13 protein-coding genes are annotated in these 19,223 nt (G+C 70.2%); 7 read left to right on the top strand and 6 right to left on the bottom strand.

The features are described 5' to 3' along the window. Positions 1 to 103 precede the first annotated feature (103 nt). The 3 genes from OG219_RS24595 to OG219_RS24585 all read left to right on the top strand — a co-directional run bounded on the left by OG219_RS24595 (position 104) and on the right by OG219_RS24585 (position 3,647). Entirely contained in the window at positions 104 to 544 is a 441-nt protein-coding gene (locus OG219_RS24595) for a hypothetical protein (RefSeq protein ID WP_266829877.1), read from the top strand. Positions 545 to 659: 115 nt separating this feature from the next. After that, entirely contained in the window at positions 660 to 1,664 is a 1,005-nt protein-coding gene (locus OG219_RS24590; protein WP_266829875.1) for an endonuclease/exonuclease/phosphatase family protein, read from the top strand. 45 nt (positions 1,665 to 1,709) lie between these two features. Next, on the top strand, positions 1,710 to 3,647 hold the full coding sequence (locus tag OG219_RS24585; protein ID WP_266829873.1) for an FUSC family protein: 1,938 nt from the start codon (positions 1,710 to 1,712) through the stop codon (positions 3,645 to 3,647). Positions 3,648 to 3,716: 69 nt separating this feature from the next. Here the strand turns inward: OG219_RS24585 and OG219_RS24580 are convergent, their stop codons facing one another. Further along, a complete protein-coding gene (locus tag OG219_RS24580) occupies positions 3,717 to 5,780 on the bottom strand; it encodes a PhoX family phosphatase (RefSeq protein WP_266829871.1) in 2,064 nt (687 codons plus the stop codon). Positions 5,781 to 6,128: 348 nt separating this feature from the next. Between OG219_RS24580 and OG219_RS24575 the strand changes: the two genes are divergently transcribed. From OG219_RS24575 to OG219_RS24565, 3 genes are all read left to right on the top strand, one after another. Further along, the gene (locus tag OG219_RS24575) at positions 6,129 to 7,466 is read left to right on the top strand and encodes a VWA domain-containing protein (protein WP_266829869.1); all 1,338 of its coding nucleotides are present in this window, start codon (positions 6,129 to 6,131) and stop codon (positions 7,464 to 7,466) included. Between the two features lie 161 nt (positions 7,467 to 7,627). Then, on the top strand, positions 7,628 to 9,352 hold the full coding sequence (gene metG, locus OG219_RS24570) for a methionine--tRNA ligase (RefSeq protein ID WP_266829867.1): 1,725 nt from the start codon (positions 7,628 to 7,630) through the stop codon (positions 9,350 to 9,352). 130 nt (positions 9,353 to 9,482) lie between these two features. Continuing rightward, positions 9,483 to 9,959, top strand: coding sequence for a hypothetical protein (locus OG219_RS24565; RefSeq protein WP_266829865.1), 477 nt, complete (start codon positions 9,483 to 9,485; stop codon positions 9,957 to 9,959). 16 nt (positions 9,960 to 9,975) lie between these two features. Here OG219_RS24565 and OG219_RS24560 read toward each other — a convergent pair whose 3' ends face one another. From OG219_RS24560 to OG219_RS24550, 3 genes are read right to left on the bottom strand one after another with little or no spacing between them, the layout of a single operon-like run. Further along, positions 9,976 to 11,835 (bottom strand): carbohydrate-binding domain-containing protein, encoded by a 1,860-nt coding sequence (locus tag OG219_RS24560; protein ID WP_266829863.1) that lies wholly within the window; start codon positions 11,833 to 11,835, stop codon positions 9,976 to 9,978. Then, positions 11,832 to 12,620: a VTC domain-containing protein gene (locus tag OG219_RS24555; RefSeq protein WP_266829861.1), complete on the bottom strand. Its 789-nt coding sequence runs from the start codon at positions 12,618 to 12,620 to the stop codon at positions 11,832 to 11,834. The genes OG219_RS24560 and OG219_RS24555 overlap by 4 nt, the downstream gene beginning before the upstream one ends. After that, a complete protein-coding gene (locus OG219_RS24550) occupies positions 12,617 to 13,228 on the bottom strand; it encodes a DUF4956 domain-containing protein (RefSeq protein ID WP_266829859.1) in 612 nt (203 codons plus the stop codon). Before OG219_RS24550 ends, OG219_RS24555 begins: the two co-directional genes overlap by 4 nt. A 241-nt stretch (positions 13,229 to 13,469) precedes the next feature. On the opposite strand from OG219_RS24550, the gene OG219_RS24545 reads away from it, so the two are divergent. Then, positions 13,470 to 16,589 carry a VCBS repeat-containing protein gene (locus tag OG219_RS24545; RefSeq protein WP_266829857.1) on the top strand — a complete coding sequence of 1,040 codons (3,120 nt, stop codon included), beginning with the start codon at positions 13,470 to 13,472 and terminating at the stop codon, positions 16,587 to 16,589. A gap of 56 nt (positions 16,590 to 16,645) precedes the next feature. On the opposite strand, the gene OG219_RS24540 is transcribed toward OG219_RS24545, so the two are convergent. Continuing rightward, positions 16,646 to 17,995 (bottom strand): polysaccharide lyase family 1 protein, encoded by a 1,350-nt coding sequence (locus OG219_RS24540; protein ID WP_323183296.1) that lies wholly within the window; start codon positions 17,993 to 17,995, stop codon positions 16,646 to 16,648. A gap of 149 nt (positions 17,996 to 18,144) precedes the next feature. Next, positions 18,145 to 19,125 carry a hypothetical protein gene (locus OG219_RS24535; protein WP_266829855.1) on the bottom strand — a complete coding sequence of 327 codons (981 nt, stop codon included), beginning with the start codon at positions 19,123 to 19,125 and terminating at the stop codon, positions 18,145 to 18,147. Positions 19,126 to 19,223: the final 98 nt, after the last annotated feature.

The following is a 19,223-nucleotide window of genomic DNA, read 5'->3' as shown; positions in this document are numbered from 1 at the left end:
GCCCGCGCCGCGGGGATTCACCCGTTCGGCCCACCCCTGATGCGAGCGCCCACCCCCGGGGCGAACCTGCGAGTGAATTCCAGGCACGCCCCGAGGAGACCCCATGACCCAGCACGCCGCGCCGCCCGTCGACCCCAAGCACCGCACGGCCACGACCGAAGGCTCCGCGTGGGCCTCCGGCGGTACCACCTTCGCCGGTGTCCTGATGATGGTCAGCGGCATCCTGAGTGTGCTCAACGGCATCGCGGGCATAGCCGCCGACGACGTCTACACACGCCTCGGCAGCTATGTGTACGAGTTCAACCTCACCACCTGGGGCTGGATCCACCTCGTCATCGGCGTCCTCGTCGCCGTCACCGGCTGGGGCATCCTCCAGGGCATGGACTGGGCCCGCGGCGTCGGCATCGGCCTCGCCGCCCTGTCCATGATCGAGTACTTCATGTTCCTGCCCTACTCGCCCTTCTGGTCGATGATCTCCATCGCCATCGCGGTCTTCGTGATCTGGGCGCTGGCCACGGCAGGACGTCCGTCGACGACGAAGTAGCTCCGTCGACCCGCGCGTTCGCAGCGCAACCCTCCACCGCCTCACCCCGTCCTTAGGGTCCTCAGGGGAGAATTCCGACACCCCACGCGGACGAACGGAAGGCCGGGACCGGGACTTGGATACTGCGGCGGCCGAGTGGACCGGGCCGGGGGAGAAGGTCGGGCGGCGGCGGAGTGTGAAGGCCTGGTTCGCGGGAGTCCTGCTGACCGGGGTGAGCGTGGTGCTCGGATTCCGGGCGGGGGACAGCGACGGGATCACGCCCGTGCCGCAGTTGCTGGCTTTCCTGCCGTGGCTGCTGGCGCCGACCGGGCTGGCACTCGCGCTCGCCCTGCTCGCCCGCTGGCGGATCGGCATGGTGTGGGGCGTGGCCGTGCTCGGCGGCCTCGCCTGGTACATCGAGCCGTACGGGAAGATCAGCGAGCCGACCGGGGCGCCCGTCGCGGAACTCCGCGTGATGACCGCCAACGTGCAGTTCGGGTGGGCGACCGACGCGCTCGTCGCCGCCGTCGATCGGGAGAGGCCCGCCATCGTGTTCGTCGCGGAGTGCGAGTACGAGTGCTCCCGCACGCTCGATGACGCCTTCGGGGGAAGCGGCGGGGCGTTCCCGTACCGGGAGTCCGTCGAGGGCCCCGAATCCGAAGGGTCCGTGATCCTCAGCCGGTTCCCGCTCAAGGGCGCCGACGGTGTGCCCGGGACCACCATGGGCATGCCCGGCGCGGTGGCCGACGTACAGGGGCACGACGTGCGGCTGCAGCTCGCGCACCCCATGCCCCCGCTCCCCGGCCAGGTCGGCGTCTGGCGGCGCGAGCTCGGCGAGCTGCGCGACTACGCGGCGGCGGGCGACGACCAACCCACCATCCTGGCCGGGGACTTCAACGCCTCCCAGGACCACGCCGCGTTCCGCCGCATCCTCGACACCGGCCTGCGCGACAGCTCCCGCCTCGCCGGAGAGGCCCGCACCCCGAGCTGGCCCTCCCGGACCGCCCCGGCCCTCGGCACCCAGATCGACCACGTCCTGGTCTCCGCGGACTTCTCGGCGAACAAGGCCGGCTTCCTCGAACTCACCGACTCCGACCACCGCGCGCTCGTCGTCGATCTCACCCTCCACCAGCGCGGCTGAGACGGCCGAGACAGCTGGGACAGGCGTGCCCGCCATACTGTGGGCATGTCCCGCCAGTCCCCCATCAGCCGCCTCACCCCTCCCGACTGGCTGGTCAGGAACCTCCAACCGCAGCACGCCCCCATCCCCTGGGCCGCCGTCGCCCGCGCCTCGATCGCGATGGCCCTGCCGCTCGCCATCGGCCTCGCGGCCGGACAGCCGGAGTACGGCGCGCTCGCCTCCATGGGCGCCCTGTCGGGAGTCATCGGCGACACCGCCGACGCCTACCGCATGCGGATCCTCAACATCGCGGTCCCCCAGCTCTTCGGCGCCATCGGCGTCACCATCGGCTCACTCGCCTTCGGGCACGGCTGGGTCACCGTCGCCACCGTCACCGTCATCGCGCTGCTCTCCGGGATGATCTCGTCGATCGGCGCCGTGGCCTCCGTGTCCGGCCTGCTGCTGCTCCTCAACTGCGTGATCGGCGCCGGGCTTCCGCTGCCGGGCGAGTGGTGGCTCACGCCGCTGCTGATGTCCGGCGGCGGGCTCCTCGTGCTCGTCCTGGCGCTGCTCGCCTGGCCGCTGCGGGCGCGGGTGCCCGAGCGGGCCGCGGTGGCCGCCAGCTACCGGACGGTGGCGGATCTGCTCGCCGCGAGCGGCACCGGGAAGTACGACGAACTCCGCCTGGCCGTCACCGAGTCCCTCAACAAGTCGTACGACCTGGTCCTCGCCCGGCGCGCCTTCCAGCACGGCCGCAACTCCGAACTCGTGCGCCTGCTCGCCCAGTTGAACGCCGTGACGCCCGTCGTGGAGGCGGCTCCGGCGGCCCACCAGTACGGCAGGCCGCTGCCGGCCGAAGTCCCCGCCGCCGTACGCCATCTCGCCGAAGCCGTCGAAACCGGCTACAGCGGCCCGATAGGGCTGCGGCTCCCCACCCCGGAGAGCGAGACCGCGCGCGCCGTCGACCACGCCCTGCGGCACGCCGCCGCCGTGGTCACGGACCAGACCCCGAACGCGGGCAATGTCGACGACCGGCTCGGCAAGCCCGCCGCCCTGCGCGTCCGCGCCGCACGCGCCGCCCGCAACGTCGTCCTGTCCGCCGCCTCCTGGCGCTACGGCCTGCGCCTCGCCCTGTGCATCGGCCTCGCACAGGCCCTCGTCTCGATCGTCCCGGTGCCGCGCTCGTACTGGGTCGCCCTCACCATCACCTTCGTGATGAAGCCCGACTTCGGGTCCGTGTTCTCACGGGCGCTTCTGCGCGCCCTCGGCACGGTCGTGGGGCTCGTCGTCGCGGCCGGGGTTCTCGCCGTCGTACCGCTCGGCTGGTGGGACGTACCCGTGATGTTCGTCCTCGCCCCGCTCATCCCGGCGCTCACCCCGCGCGGGTACGGCTACCAGACCGCCGCCGTCACCCCGGTGATCCTCCTCCTCTCCGACGTCCTCAACCACCAGGGCACGGCACTACTCGTCCCGCGCCTGGTCGACTCCCTCATGGGGTGCGCGATCGCCATCGTCGCCGGGTACCTGCTGTGGCCGGAGAGCTGGCACACCCGGGTCGGAGACCGGCTCGCGGACGCGGTCGCGGAAACCGCCGGGTACGTGGAGTACGCGTTCGGCGACGGCACCGACCCCGCCGCCCGCTCCCGGATGCGCCGCCGCCTCTACCGCGACCTCTCCGCCATCCGCACGGAGTTCCAGCGCGCCCTGACCGAACCGCCACCGGGCGGTAGGCGCGCCGCCGCCTGGCTCCCGCTCGTCGTCGCCGTCGAGCGGATCGTCGACGCGACGACGGCCGCCGGGGTACGGATCCGGCACGGGGCCGCTCGGCCTTCGACCGCCGAGGTCGGCCAAGTCACCCTGCAATTGCGGGAGTTGTCCGAGGGGCTGCGGAAGACGGACGTGCTCTTCGAGGTCCGTACGGATCTCACCGGGCCCTCGGGGAGCGTCCTCGAACCGCTCCGGCAGGAGGTCGCGGCGGCACGGGCGATCACGTCGCCGCACTGACATCTCCCGGTACGGGAATGGGGGCGCCCCCTGAGCCAGGGGGCGCCCCCATCCTCGTGACTGCTGCCGTCAGACGCCGATGTCGCAGCCGTCCTTGCGCCACACCGAGACGACCGCCGGGCGGACGATCTTGCCGGCGCCGTCGGGCCAGATGCTCGCCGGCTTCTCGACGCTCGCGCCGCTGATCTCGCCCGGGTGCTGGACGGCGACGAGCACGCGCCGGTCCTGGACGAGCGGGCCGCAGGTCTCGGCGCCGGTCGGGACGGTCAGGAACTGCTTGAGCTCACCGCGCCGCTCGCCCTTGGTCGCGACACCGAACAGGCCGTCGTGCGAGCCGAGCTGGTTGCCGTCGGTGGAGATCCACAGGTTGCCGTGCGAGTCGAAGGCCACGTTGTCCGGGCAGGAGATCGGGCTGACCTTCTCCTTCGGGAAGCCCGCGAAGTAGGTGGCCGGGTCGGTCGGGTCGCCCGCGACGAGGAACAGCGACCAGCCGAAGGTCAGGCTCTCGGGGCGGTTGCGGCCCTCGGTGAGTTCGAGGATGTGCCCGTGCTTGTTGGCGTTGCGCGGGTTGGCCTCGTCGGCCTTGGCGTTGCTGCCTACACCGCGGTTGGTGTTGTTCGTCAGAGCGACGTACACCTTGCCTGTGGTCGGGGAGGGCTGGATGTCCTCGGGGCGGTCCATCTTCGTGGCACCGACCTTGTCACCGGCGAGACGCGTGAAGACGTACACCTCCTCGGCGGTCATGCCCTCGACGTGCGAGACGGCGCCCTTCGCGGTGGCAGTCGCGATCGGGATCCACACGCCGCCGCCGTCGAACTCGCCGTCGGCCGGCAGCTTGCCCGTGCCGTCGATCTCGGCCGCCGGGGAGTCGCCGGTGAGCTTGGCGACGTACAGCGTGCCCTCGTCGAGGAGGGTCAGGTTGTGCTCGCGGGCAGAGCGTGAGCTGCCCTTCTTCATCTTCTTGCTGCCGACGAACTTGTAGAAGTAGTCGAAGCGCTCGTCGTCACCGGTGTAGACGACCGGGCGGCCGTCGTCCGTGAGGCGGACGGTCGCGCCCTCGTGCTTGATACGGCCCAGCGCCGTGCGCTTGCGGGGCGCGGAGCTCGGGTCGTACGGGTCCAGCTCGACGACGTAGCCGAAGCGGTGGACCTCGTTCGGCTCCTGGGCGACGTCGAAACGCTTGTCGAAACGCTCCCACTTGCGCTCGGTGGCGGTGGTGCCGATGCCGTAGCGGGCGTCGGTGGGGCGGCTGCTGTTGGCGAAGTACTGGTTGAAGTTCTCCTCGCCGTGCAGCGTCGTGCCCCAGGGGGTCTCGCCGCCGGCGCAGTTGTTGAGCGTGCCGAGGACCTTCTTGCCGGTCGGATCGGCGGAGGTCTTGAGGAGGTCCGAGCCGGCGGCCGGTCCCGTCACCTTGAACTCGGTGGTCGCCGTGACACGGCGGTTGAGGTGGTGGCGGGGGACCGCGGTCAGCTTGCCGCTCCGCTTGTCCTCCTCCACGACGACGACGGACAGGCCGTGCGCCGCCCAGGCGATCTCGGCCTGCTCACGGGTCGGGTTCGCGGCGTCGTACGCCTTGAACATCAGGACCTCGTCGGTGTACTCGTGGTTCGCCACGAGGATCTGGCGGCCTCGCTCACCGGGGAGCGGCAGCAGCGCCAGGAAGTCGTTGTTGTAGCCGAACTGGCCCGCCTGTGCCGCGGCGGTCTGCTTGTCCGGGTCGAAGGCGGGGGCGCCGCGGAGGATGGGCTCGCCCCAGCGGATCACGACGTTCTGGGCGTACCCGTCGGGGATCACCACGGCGTCGGCGAGGTTGGGGGCGACGGCGGTGAAGCGGAGGCCGCGGGCCGCCTTGTCGGTCTTTGAGGCGGTTTCCGCGGTGGCCGCCTGCGCCTGCTGGGCGCCGGTGCCGATGACGGCGGTGCCCGCCGCGGTGGCGACGGTCACGACGGCCGCGGCCCGCATCATCGAACGACGGCTCAGCGCGGTGGCGATCACGTCACCGACGTACTCGTTGTCGCTGGTGTTCGGTATCTCGTGGAAACAGGCGTTGCCACAGCGGTAGAGACAGGTCATCGCAGACCTGCCGCCGGGATGCGTACTGGACGTTCCGATCAACGGCAGAAGTCTGCGCACTTTGCTCTCCCCATGCGGTCCCTTGGTTTCAGCGTGACGCTAGGTGGTGCGTATGTGCGGAAACAGGCCAGCGGGATGAACGGGTGGTGAACCCGTGGAATCCGCAGGGGTGTTGGTGTGACGCGGGTAGCGCCGACGAGGGACTGGTTAGGCGGGTCCGGGTCGCTTCCGTGAAGGTGTCGACCCGCGTCCGTAGGGTGTGGTTTCGGTCGCTTCCGGGACGCGGTCTTGACGGGTGGCGTCCGCGTACTCCGCCCCTGCCGAAGATCACCAGCTGTGACCGCTAACCTTACGTGTCCGTCCTGGCCAGGGATTGACGGGCACCAACTCACGCGAAGGGTTGCGCACATGGGCATTCTCACCGTCTTGCGGAATGCGTTCGGCCGCTCACGCAAGGGTCGTGACGCCGACGGGGAGACCTCGCGGGAGGTTTCGACTCCGACGGCTCCTGCACGGGTTCCTGTGCAGGAAGCTGAACCGAAGATTCCGGCACCGTCCACCGAACTCCAGCCGGAACCGACACCGGCCGCGGAGGTCCCCGCACCTGCCACCGAGCCCAAGTCGTCCGTGGTGGACGAACTGGTATCGGCGGCGTTCGACAACGTGACGGTTCCACCGGCGCGGACGCCGGAACCGGAGGTTGCGGCCGAGGTGAAGACGCCGGAGCCGGCGGAGACGCCCGCGCCGGTGATCGAGGCGGAGTCGGTTGTCGAGGCCGAGGCCGTGGCGGAGGCTGTGGTCGAGGCCGAGCCCGTAGCGGAGGCTGTGGTCGAGGCCGAGCCCGTAGCGGAGCCCGAGCCGGAAGCTGCGGCCGACCCCGAGCCGATCGCCGCCGAGGAGCCCGCTCCCGCCGCCGCGCAGGCGGACGAGCCGACGGCCGCCGACGGCGATGAGGCCCCACCGGGGCCACCCGCAGCCGACGACGAGACCGTCACGGGTGGTGCGGGCGGGAAAACCGACCCGGCCGAAGGCCGGGTGCCCACCCCCCGGCCCGAGGCCGAAGAAACCCCCGAGCGGGAGGCGGAGAAGCTCACCCCGGCCGCCGCCCGGGCAGACGTACCCGCAAGCCTCCTCACCGCCTACTCCGAGGCAGCCACAGCCCTGGAAACGCAGAAGCTGACCGGCACCCGCGCCAGCGTCTACCTCGTCCTCGACCGCTCCGCGAGCATGCGCGCGTACTACAAGGACGGCTCCGCCCAGGCCCTCGGCGAGCAGACCCTCGCCCTCGCCGCCCACCTCGACCCCGAGGCCACGGTCCACGTCGTCTTCTTCTCCACGGAGCTGGACGGCACCGGCGAACTCACCCTCACCGACCACGAGAACAAGATCGACGAACTCCACGCGGGCCTCGGCCGCATGGGACGTACGAGCTACCACGCAGCCGTGGAGGAAGTCCTCACGCACTACCAGAAGTCGGACACCACGGACCCCGCCCTCGTCGTCTTCCAGACGGACGGCGCCCCCGACGCCAAGACCCCCGCCACCCAGTCCCTCACGGACGCGGCGAAGACCCACCCCTCCGTCTTCTTCTCCTTCGTCGCCTTCGGAGAGACGGACAACAAGGCCTTCGACTACCTCCGCAAGCTGAAGACCGAGAACACGGCCTTCTTCCACGCGGGCCCGACCCCGCGCGAACTGACGGACGCCGAGATCTACGAGGGCGTACTGGCGAACTGGCGCCCGTAAGCCCCGCGAAATCCGCAAGAGGCCGCCCGCTTCCCACCCCGTAAAACGGGAGGCGGGCGGCCCACCCATGTCGGATACGATTTCAAGGTTCGTAAGACGACCGACGTCACCATCTGAACCGACGATCGTCACCCCACGTACCGACTTGGGAGCAGCCCGCAATGGCTCGACACCTCATCACCAGCGCCCTTCCGTACATCAACGGGATCAAGCACCTGGGCAACATGGTGGGGTCCATGCTCCCGGCGGACGTGTACTCCCGGTACCTCCGCCAGCGCGGCCACGACGTGCTGTACATCTGCGCGACGGACGAGCACGGCACCCCGGCCGAGCTGGCCGCGAAGGAGCAGGGCCTCCCGGTCGACGAGTTCTGCGCGCAGGCACACGACGCGCAGAAGGCGGTGTACGACGGCTTCGCGCTGGCCTTCGACTACTTCGGCCGCAGCTCCAGCCCGCAGAACCGCGAGATCACCCAGCACTTCGCCCGCCGCCTGAACGAGAACGGCTTCATCGAGGAGCGCGAGATCCGTCAGGTGTACTCGCCGACGGACGGCCGTTTCCTCCCGGACCGCTACGTCGAGGGCACCTGCCCGCACTGCGGCTACGACAAGGCCCGCGGCGACCAGTGCGAGAACTGCACCCGCGTCCTGGACCCGACCGACCTGATCAACCCGCGCAGCGCCATCTCCGGCTCCACCGACCTTGAGGTCCGGGAGACCAAGCACCTCTTCCTCCTCCAGTCGAAGCTGCAGCACGAGGTCGAGGCGTGGATCGACGAGGTCAGCGACGAGTGGCCACAGCTCGCCTCCTCCATCGCCCGCAAGTGGCTGACCGAGGGCCTGCACGACCGGGCGATCACCCGTGACCTGGACTGGGGCGTCCCGGTCCCGGCCGACACCTGGCCGGAGCTGGCCGCCGAGGGCAAGGTCTTCTACGTCTGGTTCGACGCCCCGATCGAGTACATCGGCGCGACGAAGGAGTGGTCGGATCTCGACCCGGAGAACCGGGACTGGAAGTCCTGGTGGTACGACGCCGACTCCGGCGAGAACCCGGTCCGCTACACGGAGTTCATGGCCAAGGACAACGTGCCCTTCCACTCGGTGATGTTCCCGGCGACCGAGCTGGGCGTCCGCGAGCCGTGGAAGAAGGTCGACTACCTGAAGTCCTTCAACTGGCTGACGTACTACGGCGGAAAGTTCTCCACGTCCCAGAAGCGCGGCGTCTTCACCGACGCCGCCCTGGACATCCTCCCCGCCGACTACTGGCGCTACTTCCTGATCGCCAACGCCCCCGAGTCGGACGACTCGTCCTTCACCTGGGAGCACTTCACGACGACGGTGAACAAGGACCTGGCGGACACGCTGGGCAACTTCGTCAACCGCGTCCTGTCCTTCTCGCGCAAGCGCTTCGGCGACGAAGTACCGGCGGGCACCGCCGCCGGTGAGGCGGAGACGCGGCTCGGCGAGGAGATCGCCGGCCTGCTCGCCGAGTACGAGACCCAGATGGAAGCCCTCCAGTTCCGCAAGGCGGCCGCCGCGCTGCGCGCCCTGTGGTCGGCCGGCAACTCCTACCTGGAGGAGAAGGCCCCCTGGCTGGAGATCAAGACCGACCCGGAAGGCGCGGCCCTGACCCTCCGTACGGCGATGAACCTGATCCACCTCTACTCGGTGGTGTCGGAGCCCTTCATCCCGGCGTCGGCCAAGGCCATGCGCTCGGCCTTCGCGCTCGCGGACGACACAGCGACGTGGGTCTCGGCGGAGGAGGCGAAGGCGCTGACCTCGGTCCCCGCCGGTACGGCCTTCACCGTCCCTCCGGTCCTCTTCGCGAAGATCACGGACGAGGACCTGGAGTCGTACAAGGAGCGCTTCGGCGGAGCGCCGGAGTAGTTGCGGGGTAGTTACGGGGTAGTCGTGAAGGGCCCGGCACCAGGTGGTGCCGGGCCCTCTTCACAAAATCCGCCAGGCTGGAAACCGCCCCCGGCGCCAGCATGTTCGAAGCCACCCGTATGGTTTCGCCATGGCAGTCCCCGCAGTCATCCCGATCGCCTATGAACCGCACCACCGCACCGAGGCCATCGGCCGGTACGCGGATGGTCAGTTCCTGGCGTCGGTCACGTATGCCTTCCCCGAAGGGTTCCGTCCCGACGACGGCTGGGAAGAGCACAAGCGCCTCTACACGGTGCTGCACACTTTCGACGCCGAGGGCCGGTACCGCGACTCGGAGATCTGGTGCGCGGGCACCTGGGCCGAGCAGCACCGCGCCCCGCACGCCGAGGGCTCGGTCCTCGCCCGGGCCGAGGCCCACCTGGGGAAACTGCTGAGAAGTCTCCCCCGGCGCCGCTACATGGACATAGCGATCCGCCCCTTCCAAATCACCGTCGACGGCGTCCTGTTCGGCCTGGTGATCAGGGAGGACGAGGGCGAGAGCTGGGCCGAGCTCTACCCGGACCACCTCGGCTTCGGCGAGCCCTGGGACGGCTCGTACGACACCTGAGGGCCACCCGCGGGACTTACCCCCGGCCGCCCGGTCCGCCTCCGCCGAATCCGCCCTCCGGAGCCTCGCCCGCCGTCACCGTGGCGATCTCCTCGGCCGAGCCGAGTTCGCCCGTCGCGGTCAGACCGCCGGTACTCGTGCCCGAGGCGGAGCCGCCGGAGTAGATGCGGTACTCCTCGCCGCTCTTGACGGCGGAGGAGGAGAGGACGACGTTCTGGACGGACCTCGAAGTGACGAAGGTGGCCAGGACCTTGCCGTCGGAGTCGACGACGTGCAGGGTCGTGCCCGCGTCGACCGCCGAGTCGAGGGTCGCGGAGAGCCAGCCCTGCTCGGACTCGGTACCGGGTGCGACGGCCATGCCCGCGCTGCCCGCGGCGAAGAGGGTGCCGCCGCTGACGGTGAAGCTGCCGTTGACGTCGAGGGCGCCGTTCCCGGCCTGCTCCGGTCCGTTGACGACGACCGTGCCGCCGGTGATCTCGGCGGTGCCGTTCGAGTCGAGGCCGTCGCCGTCGGCGTACACCACGAGGGTGCCGCCGGTGACGGTCAGCTTGAAGTCGCCCACCTCACTGCCGCCGCCTCCGCCGCCCCCGCCGAAGCCACCGCCGGCGTCCTCCGAAGTGCTCGTACCGCCCGCCGCGTTGATCCCGTCGTCGCTGGAGTGGATCTCCACCGTGCCGCCGTTCACCGCGATGTCGGCCCCCTCCACGCCCTCGACCGCCGACGTGATCTTCAACGACCCCTTGTCGACGATCAGGTCGCCCTCGGCGTGCACCCCGTCGTCGCCGCTCGCGGCCGTCACCTTCGCCCCGGTGATGTGGACCGCGCCGTCGCTGTGCACGGCGTCGTCGGAGGAGTCGACGTACACGGTGCCGCCTTCGAGCACGTTGATCACGCCCGCCTTCAGCCCCTTCGTGGACGTGTCGTCGGACGGCTGGGTGCCGCTCCCGTCACCGCTGTCGACGGTCAGCGTGCCGCCGGTGACCACCAGGTCGGTGGCGGCGTCGACACCGTCCCCCTTGGCCGTCACCTTCACCGTCCCGGCGCCGATCGCGACGTAACCGGAGTCCGTGTCCTCGCCGTTGTCGGCCTTGAGGCCGTCACCACCGGCGGTGACGGTGACCTTGCCGCCCTCGACGATCAGGTAGTCCTTGCCGCGGATGCCGTCGTCGGCGGCGTCGACCACGATCGTGCCGGAGGCGATCACCAGGCCGTCCGTGCTCGCGATGCCGTCGTTGCCGTTGCCGTGCACGGTGAGGCTCCCGCCGCCCGTGACGGTCAGGTCGGCGGCGCTGTAGAGCGCGGCGTTGGCCTCGGCGTCGTCGGCGTAGGAGTCGGCGTCGCTCAGGGTGTTCTCGCTGCCGTCGGCGAGGACGACGATGGCCTCGTCGGCCTCGGTGACCTCGATCGCGGCGCCGGAGGAGTGCGAGACCGAGGCGCCGTCGAGCACCAACTGCACCTTCTCGTCAGGCGCGTTGACGACGATCTGCCCGTCGGTGAGGGTGCCGCTGACCCGGTAGGTACCGCCCGCGGTGATGGTCACCGTGGACCCGTCCACCTTCACCCCGTCGCCGTCGGAGGTCGCCGAGTCGCCGTCCAGCTCGATCCCGACGGCGTCGGCCTCGTCCCAGTCGCCGTCGGAGGCCTCCGCGTGCGACTCCTTGTTGTCGGCGAGCACGGCGGCGGCGCCCTGGCCACCGTCCACTGCGGCGGCCGACGACCCGCTGCTCGCACTCGGCGTGGCGGAGTCTCCCGCGGTGTCGCTCCCCGAGGAACACCCGGCCAGCGCCGCCGCGGCGAGCACCGCCGAGGCGAGGGCGCCCACCGCCTTCGTACGAAACCCTCGTGCCGTTGTTCTGATACGTGTACGTGTGCTCATGCCGGACTCCCGTCCAGTGCCGTCGGAAAATGGCGCCGCAGTACGGGCAGCCAGCGGTTCGAGGGAAGCTCGGGGCGCAGGGCGGCGAGCCCGGTGCCGTACTTGGACACCGGGCAGGGCCGGTGCTTCAGCGACCAGAGCAGCCGGTCCGCCCCCGAGCCCGCCCGGCCCGCCTTCGTCTCGACGATGGTCCGGTCGGGGGTGCGCAGGGCCCTGCCGTCGGGCAGCGTCCAGGTCAGGTCGGTGTCGGCGGTCAGCCGGCTTCCGGTGGCCGGGAGGAAGAGGGTCGTGCGCCGGTAGTACGTGGTGAGGGTGGGCACGAACCGGAAGCGGCCGGAGTCGATCCCGGACTCGGCGAGCACGGTGTCGGCGTAATCCCGCGCCTCGGCGCCGAGCCGCCCCAACTCGCCCTCGTACGGGATGCGTTGCTTGACCGTGGTGCCGCGCGGGCCCCGCGTCTTGACCTCGAAGAAGTGCTGTCCTGAGTCGAGATACGTACGGATCCGCAGCTTGAACCGGCGCCGCCGGCTGCGTGCGGCGCCCAGGTAGCCGTCCATCTCCGGGGTGTCGAAGTAGACGGACCGGTAGGCGAACTGCCGTGCCCCGTCCATCTCCAGGACCTGCGAGTCCTCGTCGAGACCGCCGAGGACGAAGGGCAGATCGGCGACCGGCAGCATGTACTTGCGGTCGAGGCGGGTCAACAGCGAGGCCTGCGTGAGGAGTTCGTCGAGCCCGATCGGACGGAGCGTGCCGACGACCGTGTCGACGGAGTCGAGGGCGGTCACGCCCCCACCCTCCGCTCGGTACGGGAGCCGGGCGCCTTGGCCGCCTTCGCAGCCTTGGGAGCCCGCGAGGCGGCCGGGACGACGTACCGCACCTCGACCTGGGTCGTGTCGTTGACGAGGTCGATGCTCCGCACCGACAGGTTCACCACCCGTCCGCCAAGCAGCACTTCGAGGTCCGCGCGCAGGGCGTCCTCGTCGGTGTAGGCGGAGTCCAGGCGCAGGTTCTGCTGCCGGTAGCGCGGGAAGAGCCGGGGGTGGTCGCCGACGAAGAGCGTGCCCACGACCAGCAGCATCAGCCCGACGTGCAGCAGGTCGAGGGACTCGGAGAGACCGGCCAGCAGGCCGATCGCCAGTGCCGAGAAGTAGTAGGCGATGTCGTGGTGCGCGATCTCGTACGACCGGAGCCGGATGATCGACAGCACCCCGAACAGGCCCATCCCCATGCCGATGCCGACCGAGGTGGAGCCGAGCACCATCGCCACGGCGAGCACGCCGACGTTCACGCCCAGGAACGCGGCCACCAGGTCCCGGCGGTGGTGGCGGGGGAAGTAGATCCCGAAGGCCAGCACGGAGACGGCGACCAGGTCAGCGGCGACAAGAAGCAACATGTCACCGACAATCGTGGGTAACCCTTTGAGTTGCCTTTGCCTCCGCTTAACGAAACTTGAGAAGTACGGAACGGAAAACGCAGGTGAACTGAGCATGCCGCGGCAGATGTTCGGGCCGCGTCGACCGCCCCTGGCGGAGGTCCCGGCCCCGTCGATCACCTCGTACGGCTCACAACTGACCCACTGGTAGCATCCGTTCACTTGTGCGAGGGCGGGGACCCTCGCGGGGAGGGACATTCAAGTGGGCAGACACGCCCTGAGACGGGGCGGTCTGGCCGCAGCTGTCTCCGCACTCGCGGTCGCCGTCGCGGCCGTCACCATCTACTCCGAGAGCGGCGGTGCCGCCGAGGCGGCCATCACCGAAGCCGCGGCCACCACGGAGATCACGCTCCTCGACCCGAGCTCGGCCACCCCTCGCCCCGACCGGCCGCTCACGGCCGGCACGACCGGCTTCCTGCACCGGCAGGGCGGGGACGCCGGACTGCTGTGGACGGACTACGACACCGGCAACACCGTCACCGTGGAGAACGCGAGCGGCGTCTACACGCCCGTGGCGCCCTGCGCGTCCCTCGGCTCGCTCTGCCGGACCGCCTGGTACGGCTCGGACGGCGACCTGGTCGCCCTGCCGACGGCCACCTCCGTCAAATCCGTCACCCTCTGGGACCCGGCGACGCGCGAGACGTCGACCGTCACGTCGAGCTACTACTACCGGGCGCTCGCCGGCGACACCGTCGTCACCGGCCGCACCCTCATCGACTCCGTGGACGGCGAGCAGCGCGAACGCTTCGTGACCGGCGACTGGTTCACCATCGCGGACCAGGAGGTCGTGGCCGCGGACTCCTCCGGTGTGCAGGTCGCGGACGGCTCCAGCCTGTACTACATCGACGTCGACACGGCGGTGAGCACCCTCGCCTTCTCCGACGTCACCTACAACTCGCTCTACGTGCAGAACGAGGACCGGTTCGGCTGGTACGAGCCCGGCACCGGTGACCTCCACCTCAAGTTCCGCACCGACCCGGCCGGGGCGGAACAGGTCGTCGACCTGCCGAACCTCGGTGAGCTCGACGGCGACCCGGTCCTGACCGGCGACTGGCTGCTGGTGCCCACGGACAAGCCCACCGCCAGCGCGATCACGGCGGTGTCTCTCACCGACGGCTCCACGCGGACACTGCTCGGCACGGCCGGCGAGTACGCGGTCCACGCCCCCGGCGACGACGCCTTCGTCACGGGCGGCACGAGCGCCACCGACTGGTGGGTGCGGCGCGTCAGCCAGGCCGCGGACGGCTCCCTCGAACTGACCAAGGTGCGCGAGATCCCGGCGGCGGAGAACGCCAAGACGGGCCTCGCGCTCAGCCGTGGCAGCCTGCGCGTGGCCGAGGACGACCCCTACTCCACCACCAGTGACACCACCTCGGTCAGAACCCTGACCACGGACACCGCCAGCACTCTGACCGCCTCCGGCGCCACGGCGGGCTCCTCGGTCGCCGCCGCGTGCCCGTACGCCGGTGCCGACTGCTCGATGGTGTGGGGCAACAACGGCTACTACGCCGAGGACGTCTACCTCAGGACGCCCGACGACAGCGGCAACTCGGCCGGGGACACGCTGGTCAGGGTCAGTGACGGCGGCGGAGTCGTCGAGCTGGAATTCACGACTCAGGGCGGCTCCGTCGTCGACGTCTCCGACGACTACGCGATCTACAACTCCGGCGGCACCACACCCGCGCAGTACATCGGCAACTTCAACCAGGGGCAGCTGCTGAAGCGTTCGGTCCGCGCCGCCGCCCTCAACGGCCCCACCCTCTGGAGCGCCACCACCACCGCCGGCAAGATCACCTCGTACAGCCTGTCCGAGGCGAAGACCCTCTCCACGGTCACGATCCCGGGCGCGGGCTGCGTCCCGACCGAGCTGCAGGCGGCGGGCCGCTGGGTGTACTGGGCCTGCGGTCCCACCTCGGCGGGCGTGTACGACACCAAGGCGGGTACGTCGGTCGCCACCACCCCCGGTGACGTCCTGCTCGGCGACGGATTCGCCGTACGCCACGACCACACCACGGACGAGCTCGTCCTGACCGACGCGACCACCGGCGCCGCCCGCGCGATCGCCTCCGGGCTCCCGGACTCCGGTCTGGCCGTCGACCGCCGCTACCGGTGGACGGTGGACGAGTACACGGGTCTGGTCGCCTGGTTCGACTCGTACGAGCGGACGCACGTCGCGACGACCGGGGTGACTCCGTCCGCGCCGACCATGTTCGAAGGCTCGGGCGACTACTACCTCTCGCTGAAGGCCTCGGACACCGGTTCCAGGACCTGGCACGGAAGTTGGCTGCTTTCCCGCCCCATCACCTCGTGGTCCCTGACCTTCACCTCGGTCCAGAGCGGCGCGACCGGCAAGGCCACCCGCACGGTCACCGGCGGCGCCGCCACGGCCTGGCTGGAGGCCGCCTGGAACGGCAAGACAGCGAACGGGACATACTTCCCCAACGGCGAGTTCAAGTGGACCCTCAGGGCGACCGGCCTCGGCAGCACCACGGCGGCCACGGTGGCCACCGGCATGACCTACGTCGACGGCGGCGCGGCGGTACGCCACGACTTCGACAGCATCGAGGGCTACCCGGACGGCGACGGCGACGTCCTCACCCTCAGCTCCTCGGGTGCCCTGACCTACCAACTCGGCACCGGAGGCGGCAAGTTCTCCGAGAAGACGACCGGCACGGGCTGGGCCACCAGCATCAAGGCGGTGCCGTTCGGGGACCTGAGCGGGGACCGCTGCAATGACGTCCTGGTGCGGCTGTCCAGTGGGGCGCTGCGCCTCTACAAGCCGGGTTGCGGTGCGGCGTTGAAGCCGTCGACGTCGTACACGACGCTTTCCGCCAGCGGCTGGAACCAGTACGACGTGCTGACCTCGCCCGGTGACGTCAGCGGTGACGGTCGCCCCGACCTGATCGCCCGCAACACCTCCACCGGCGCGGTCTATCTGTACAAGGGCACCAGCACAGGCAAGCTCTCCGCCCGCGTGAAGCTCTACGACAACTGGAAGACGTACAAGAAGATCGTCGGCACCGGCGACCTCAACGGCGACGGCATCGGTGACCTCATCGCGCAGGACAAGGCCAACAACCTCTACCGGTACTACGGCAAGGGCAACGGCACCTTCGCGGCCCGCGTGAAGGTCTTCGCCAACTGGGGCGGCTCCTACAACGTCATCGTCGGAGCCGGTGACCTCAACCGCGACGGCAAGGCCGACCTGGTCTCCCGCGACACCAGCGGCAACCTCTGGCGCAACTACGGCAACGGCGCCGGGTCGTTCGGAGCCCGCACGAAGATCGCCACCGGCTGGGGCGGCTACAAGTCCCTGTCGTGAGCGTGTAGTTGAGGGGCGCCCGGAGTCTTCCGACTCCGGGCGCCCTTTGCGTTGCCCTAGTCGGTGAGGATCCCGGCGCCGGTCGTGCTCGCCAGTTCCGTCGGGAGGTTCTTCGCGGAGGTCTGGAGGCCGGCGGTGAGGGCCGGGGTCCAGTTCACCGTCGTCTTGAGCTTCTTGGAGTTGGCGGCGTTGTACGCGGCTACGAGGTCGGTCGTCGTGCCGTTGACGAGGTTGCCGCCGCCCGCGACCGAGCCGGTGCCGTCGCCGCTGAGCAGCTTCGCCGCCTTGCCGCCGGACGGCAGCTTCCAGTAGTTGTTCTCGGCGACGACCTGGGCCTTGGCGCGGGAGTTGATGCTGTAGAGGGGCGCGTAGCCGTTGAGGGTCGTCGTGTCGAAGTAGTTGTTGTAGATGTGGATCTGGCCGATGCGGGCCAGCGGGGCGCGCTGGACGATGCCCTTCCACACGTTGTGGTGGATCGAGACGCGCAGCTTGCCGGTGCTGTCCGTGTCGCTGCTGCCGATCAGCATGGTCTTGTCGTGGCTGGTGAACTGGTTGCGCTCGACGGTCACCAGGTCGGAGCCGTTGGTGATGTCGAGGGCGCCGTCGTGGATCTGGTACTCGCGGCCGTAGTACTTCGGGTTGGCGCTGTCGAGGTGCGGCGCGTCGGTGAACGTGTTGTGGTCGGCCCACACATGGGTCGCGCCGCGCAGGGTGACGGAGTCGTAGGCGGAGTTCCAGTTGCCGGTGGAACCGTCCGTCGGGTCCCACTGCGGGAAGCAGTCCTCGGTGGCGGAGAAGGCGAGGTTGCGGATGATGACGTTGTCCACGCTCTTCACCTGCAGACTGCCGCCGGTGATCCCGGCCTTGGTCCCCGGCACGCCCACGATGGTGGTGTTGGCCGGAACCTTGAGGACGACGCTCTTCGCCTGCTTGGCCTGGGCGGCGGCGCGGGCGGTCTCCTGGGTGCCCGACGGCAGCTTGGAGGTGCCGTAGGTGGCCGGGTCGTAGGCCTTGAGGTAGGCGGCCAGTGAATAGCCGGTACCGGAGGCGTAGTCGGCGCAGGTCAGCTTCTTGCCCGTGTCGTCCGTGTTGGCGTCGATCGTGCCCTTGACCTGGATGATCTTCGCCGTGGAGTTGGTGCTCGACCCCAGCGCCTTCACCAGCTGCGCCCGGGTACTGACGGTGAACACGTGCGCGGAGTCGGCCTGCGAGCCACCGATCGTGCCCGAACCGGAGGCCGCCCAGCCGTCCTTGGCGGGCAGTGACTGGTGGGCCAGGTCGACGGCTCCGGCGTTCGCGTTCATCACGAAGGCGACGGCGCCGAGGCCTGTCGCCGCGACGGCGGCGGAGGCGACGACGATCGTGCGCCGCTTGCGGAGGGACCGGCGGTGGGAGGGGGATGCCACGGATGAGTCCTTACGTGGTGGTGGGACACGTGCGGTGTGAAGCTCCGGTGAGGGGCTTCGACTCATCAGTGGGCGCCGGGAGTTGAAAGGTTGCCGTGGGCCGCCGCGCGCACGGATGCGCGCGGCGAGCCGCGGCTGTCAGGAGGGGGTCAGTGGCCCTTCCTGTTCGTCGGGAGTCCGTTCAGGGTGCCGATCAGGTTCAGGTCGCCCTTGGACTTGATGATGGCGCGGTTCATCGTCGTCGGGTCTGCCAGCTCGTCCCATGCATCGGTCCAGGTGAAGTTGTCGCCGTTGGTGATGCCCAGCGTCTCCCAGACCTCGCCCTCCGTGGTCACCACCTTCACCGCGGAGTCGTTCCCCTGGGCCCCGATGGAGATGCCGCAGGCGTCCTCGGGGTACCCATCGAGGCCGCTGAGGGGCGCCCACACATAGGTGCCCGGCGTCGGGGTGTTGTCCCTGACCCCGACGTATGCCAGGCCGTCGATGAGCACGGCGGTGAACTCCTCCGAGCCGGAGGGCGTGTAGGCGTCGATGTCGGTGCACGGGCCCGTTGCGCCGGTGGCGCCGGTCGCACCCGTGGCGCCGGTCGCACCCGTGCCACCCGTAGCGCCGGTGGCACCCGTCGGACCCGTCGGGCCGGTCGCACCCGTGGCGCCGGTCGCACCAGTGGCACCCGTCGCGCCCGTGGCACCGTCCGAGGGCCCCGTCGGCCCCGTGGGCCCGGTCGGACCCGTCGCACCCGCACCGGTCGCACCAGTCGCACCCGTGGCGCCGGTCGCACCCGTGGCACCCGTGGCACCCGTGGCACCCGTGGCACCCGTCGGACCCGTAGGCCCCGTAGGCCCGACCTTGCACTTGTCGTAATCCCCGCCCGCCGCAGGCTCGACGGACTTCTGGTGCGGCCGATGCGGCTTCGGCTTCGGCCGCGGCTTCTTGCAGGGGTCCCCGGTCGACGGGCTCGACACCGCGGTCTCGGTGGCCGGATCGGCGTTGCGCGCCACGGCGCCGGCGGGGCTCGCGATGCTCGTCGAGAGCACGAGTGCGAGCGAGGCGATGGTGCCGCCGGTCAGCCAGGCGTTCCGCAGGGGAAGCGGACCGAGTCGGGATCGGTTCCGGTGTTCAGGACTCATGCACTGCTCCTCATGATTCGGATCGAGTGATGTCCCGGAAGCACGTTCGAGATTCCATAACGGAAGCGCGTTCGAGCCTCCCTGGGCAACATCGGACC

The organism is Streptomyces sp. NBC_00038 (assembly GCF_026343635.1).
GTDB lineage: Bacteria > Actinomycetota > Actinomycetes > Streptomycetales > Streptomycetaceae > Streptomyces.
Note: the sequence above shows the minus strand (reverse complement) of the source record. Positions and strands in the feature narration are given on the sequence as shown.

Bases quoted from the DNA above. Each gene is read 5' to 3' on its own strand.
- OG219_RS24575 (WP_266829869.1), top strand. From the start codon at position 6,129: ATGGGCATTCTCACCGTCTTGCGGAATGCGTTCGGCCGCTCACGCAAG.
- OG219_RS24550 (WP_266829859.1), bottom strand. From the start codon at position 13,228: ATGTTGCTTCTTGTCGCCGCTGACCTGGTCGCCGTCTCCGTGCTGGCC.
- metG (WP_266829867.1), top strand. From the start codon at position 7,628: ATGGCTCGACACCTCATCACCAGCGCCCTTCCGTACATCAACGGGATC.
- OG219_RS24535 (WP_266829855.1), bottom strand. From the start codon at position 19,125: ATGAGTCCTGAACACCGGAACCGATCCCGACTCGGTCCGCTTCCCCTG.
- OG219_RS24585 (WP_266829873.1), top strand. From the start codon at position 1,710: ATGTCCCGCCAGTCCCCCATCAGCCGCCTCACCCCTCCCGACTGGCTG.
- OG219_RS24565 (WP_266829865.1), top strand. From the start codon at position 9,483: ATGGCAGTCCCCGCAGTCATCCCGATCGCCTATGAACCGCACCACCGC.
- OG219_RS24595 (WP_266829877.1), top strand. From the start codon at position 104: ATGACCCAGCACGCCGCGCCGCCCGTCGACCCCAAGCACCGCACGGCC.
- OG219_RS24560 (WP_266829863.1), bottom strand. From the start codon at position 11,835: ATGAGCACACGTACACGTATCAGAACAACGGCACGAGGGTTTCGTACG.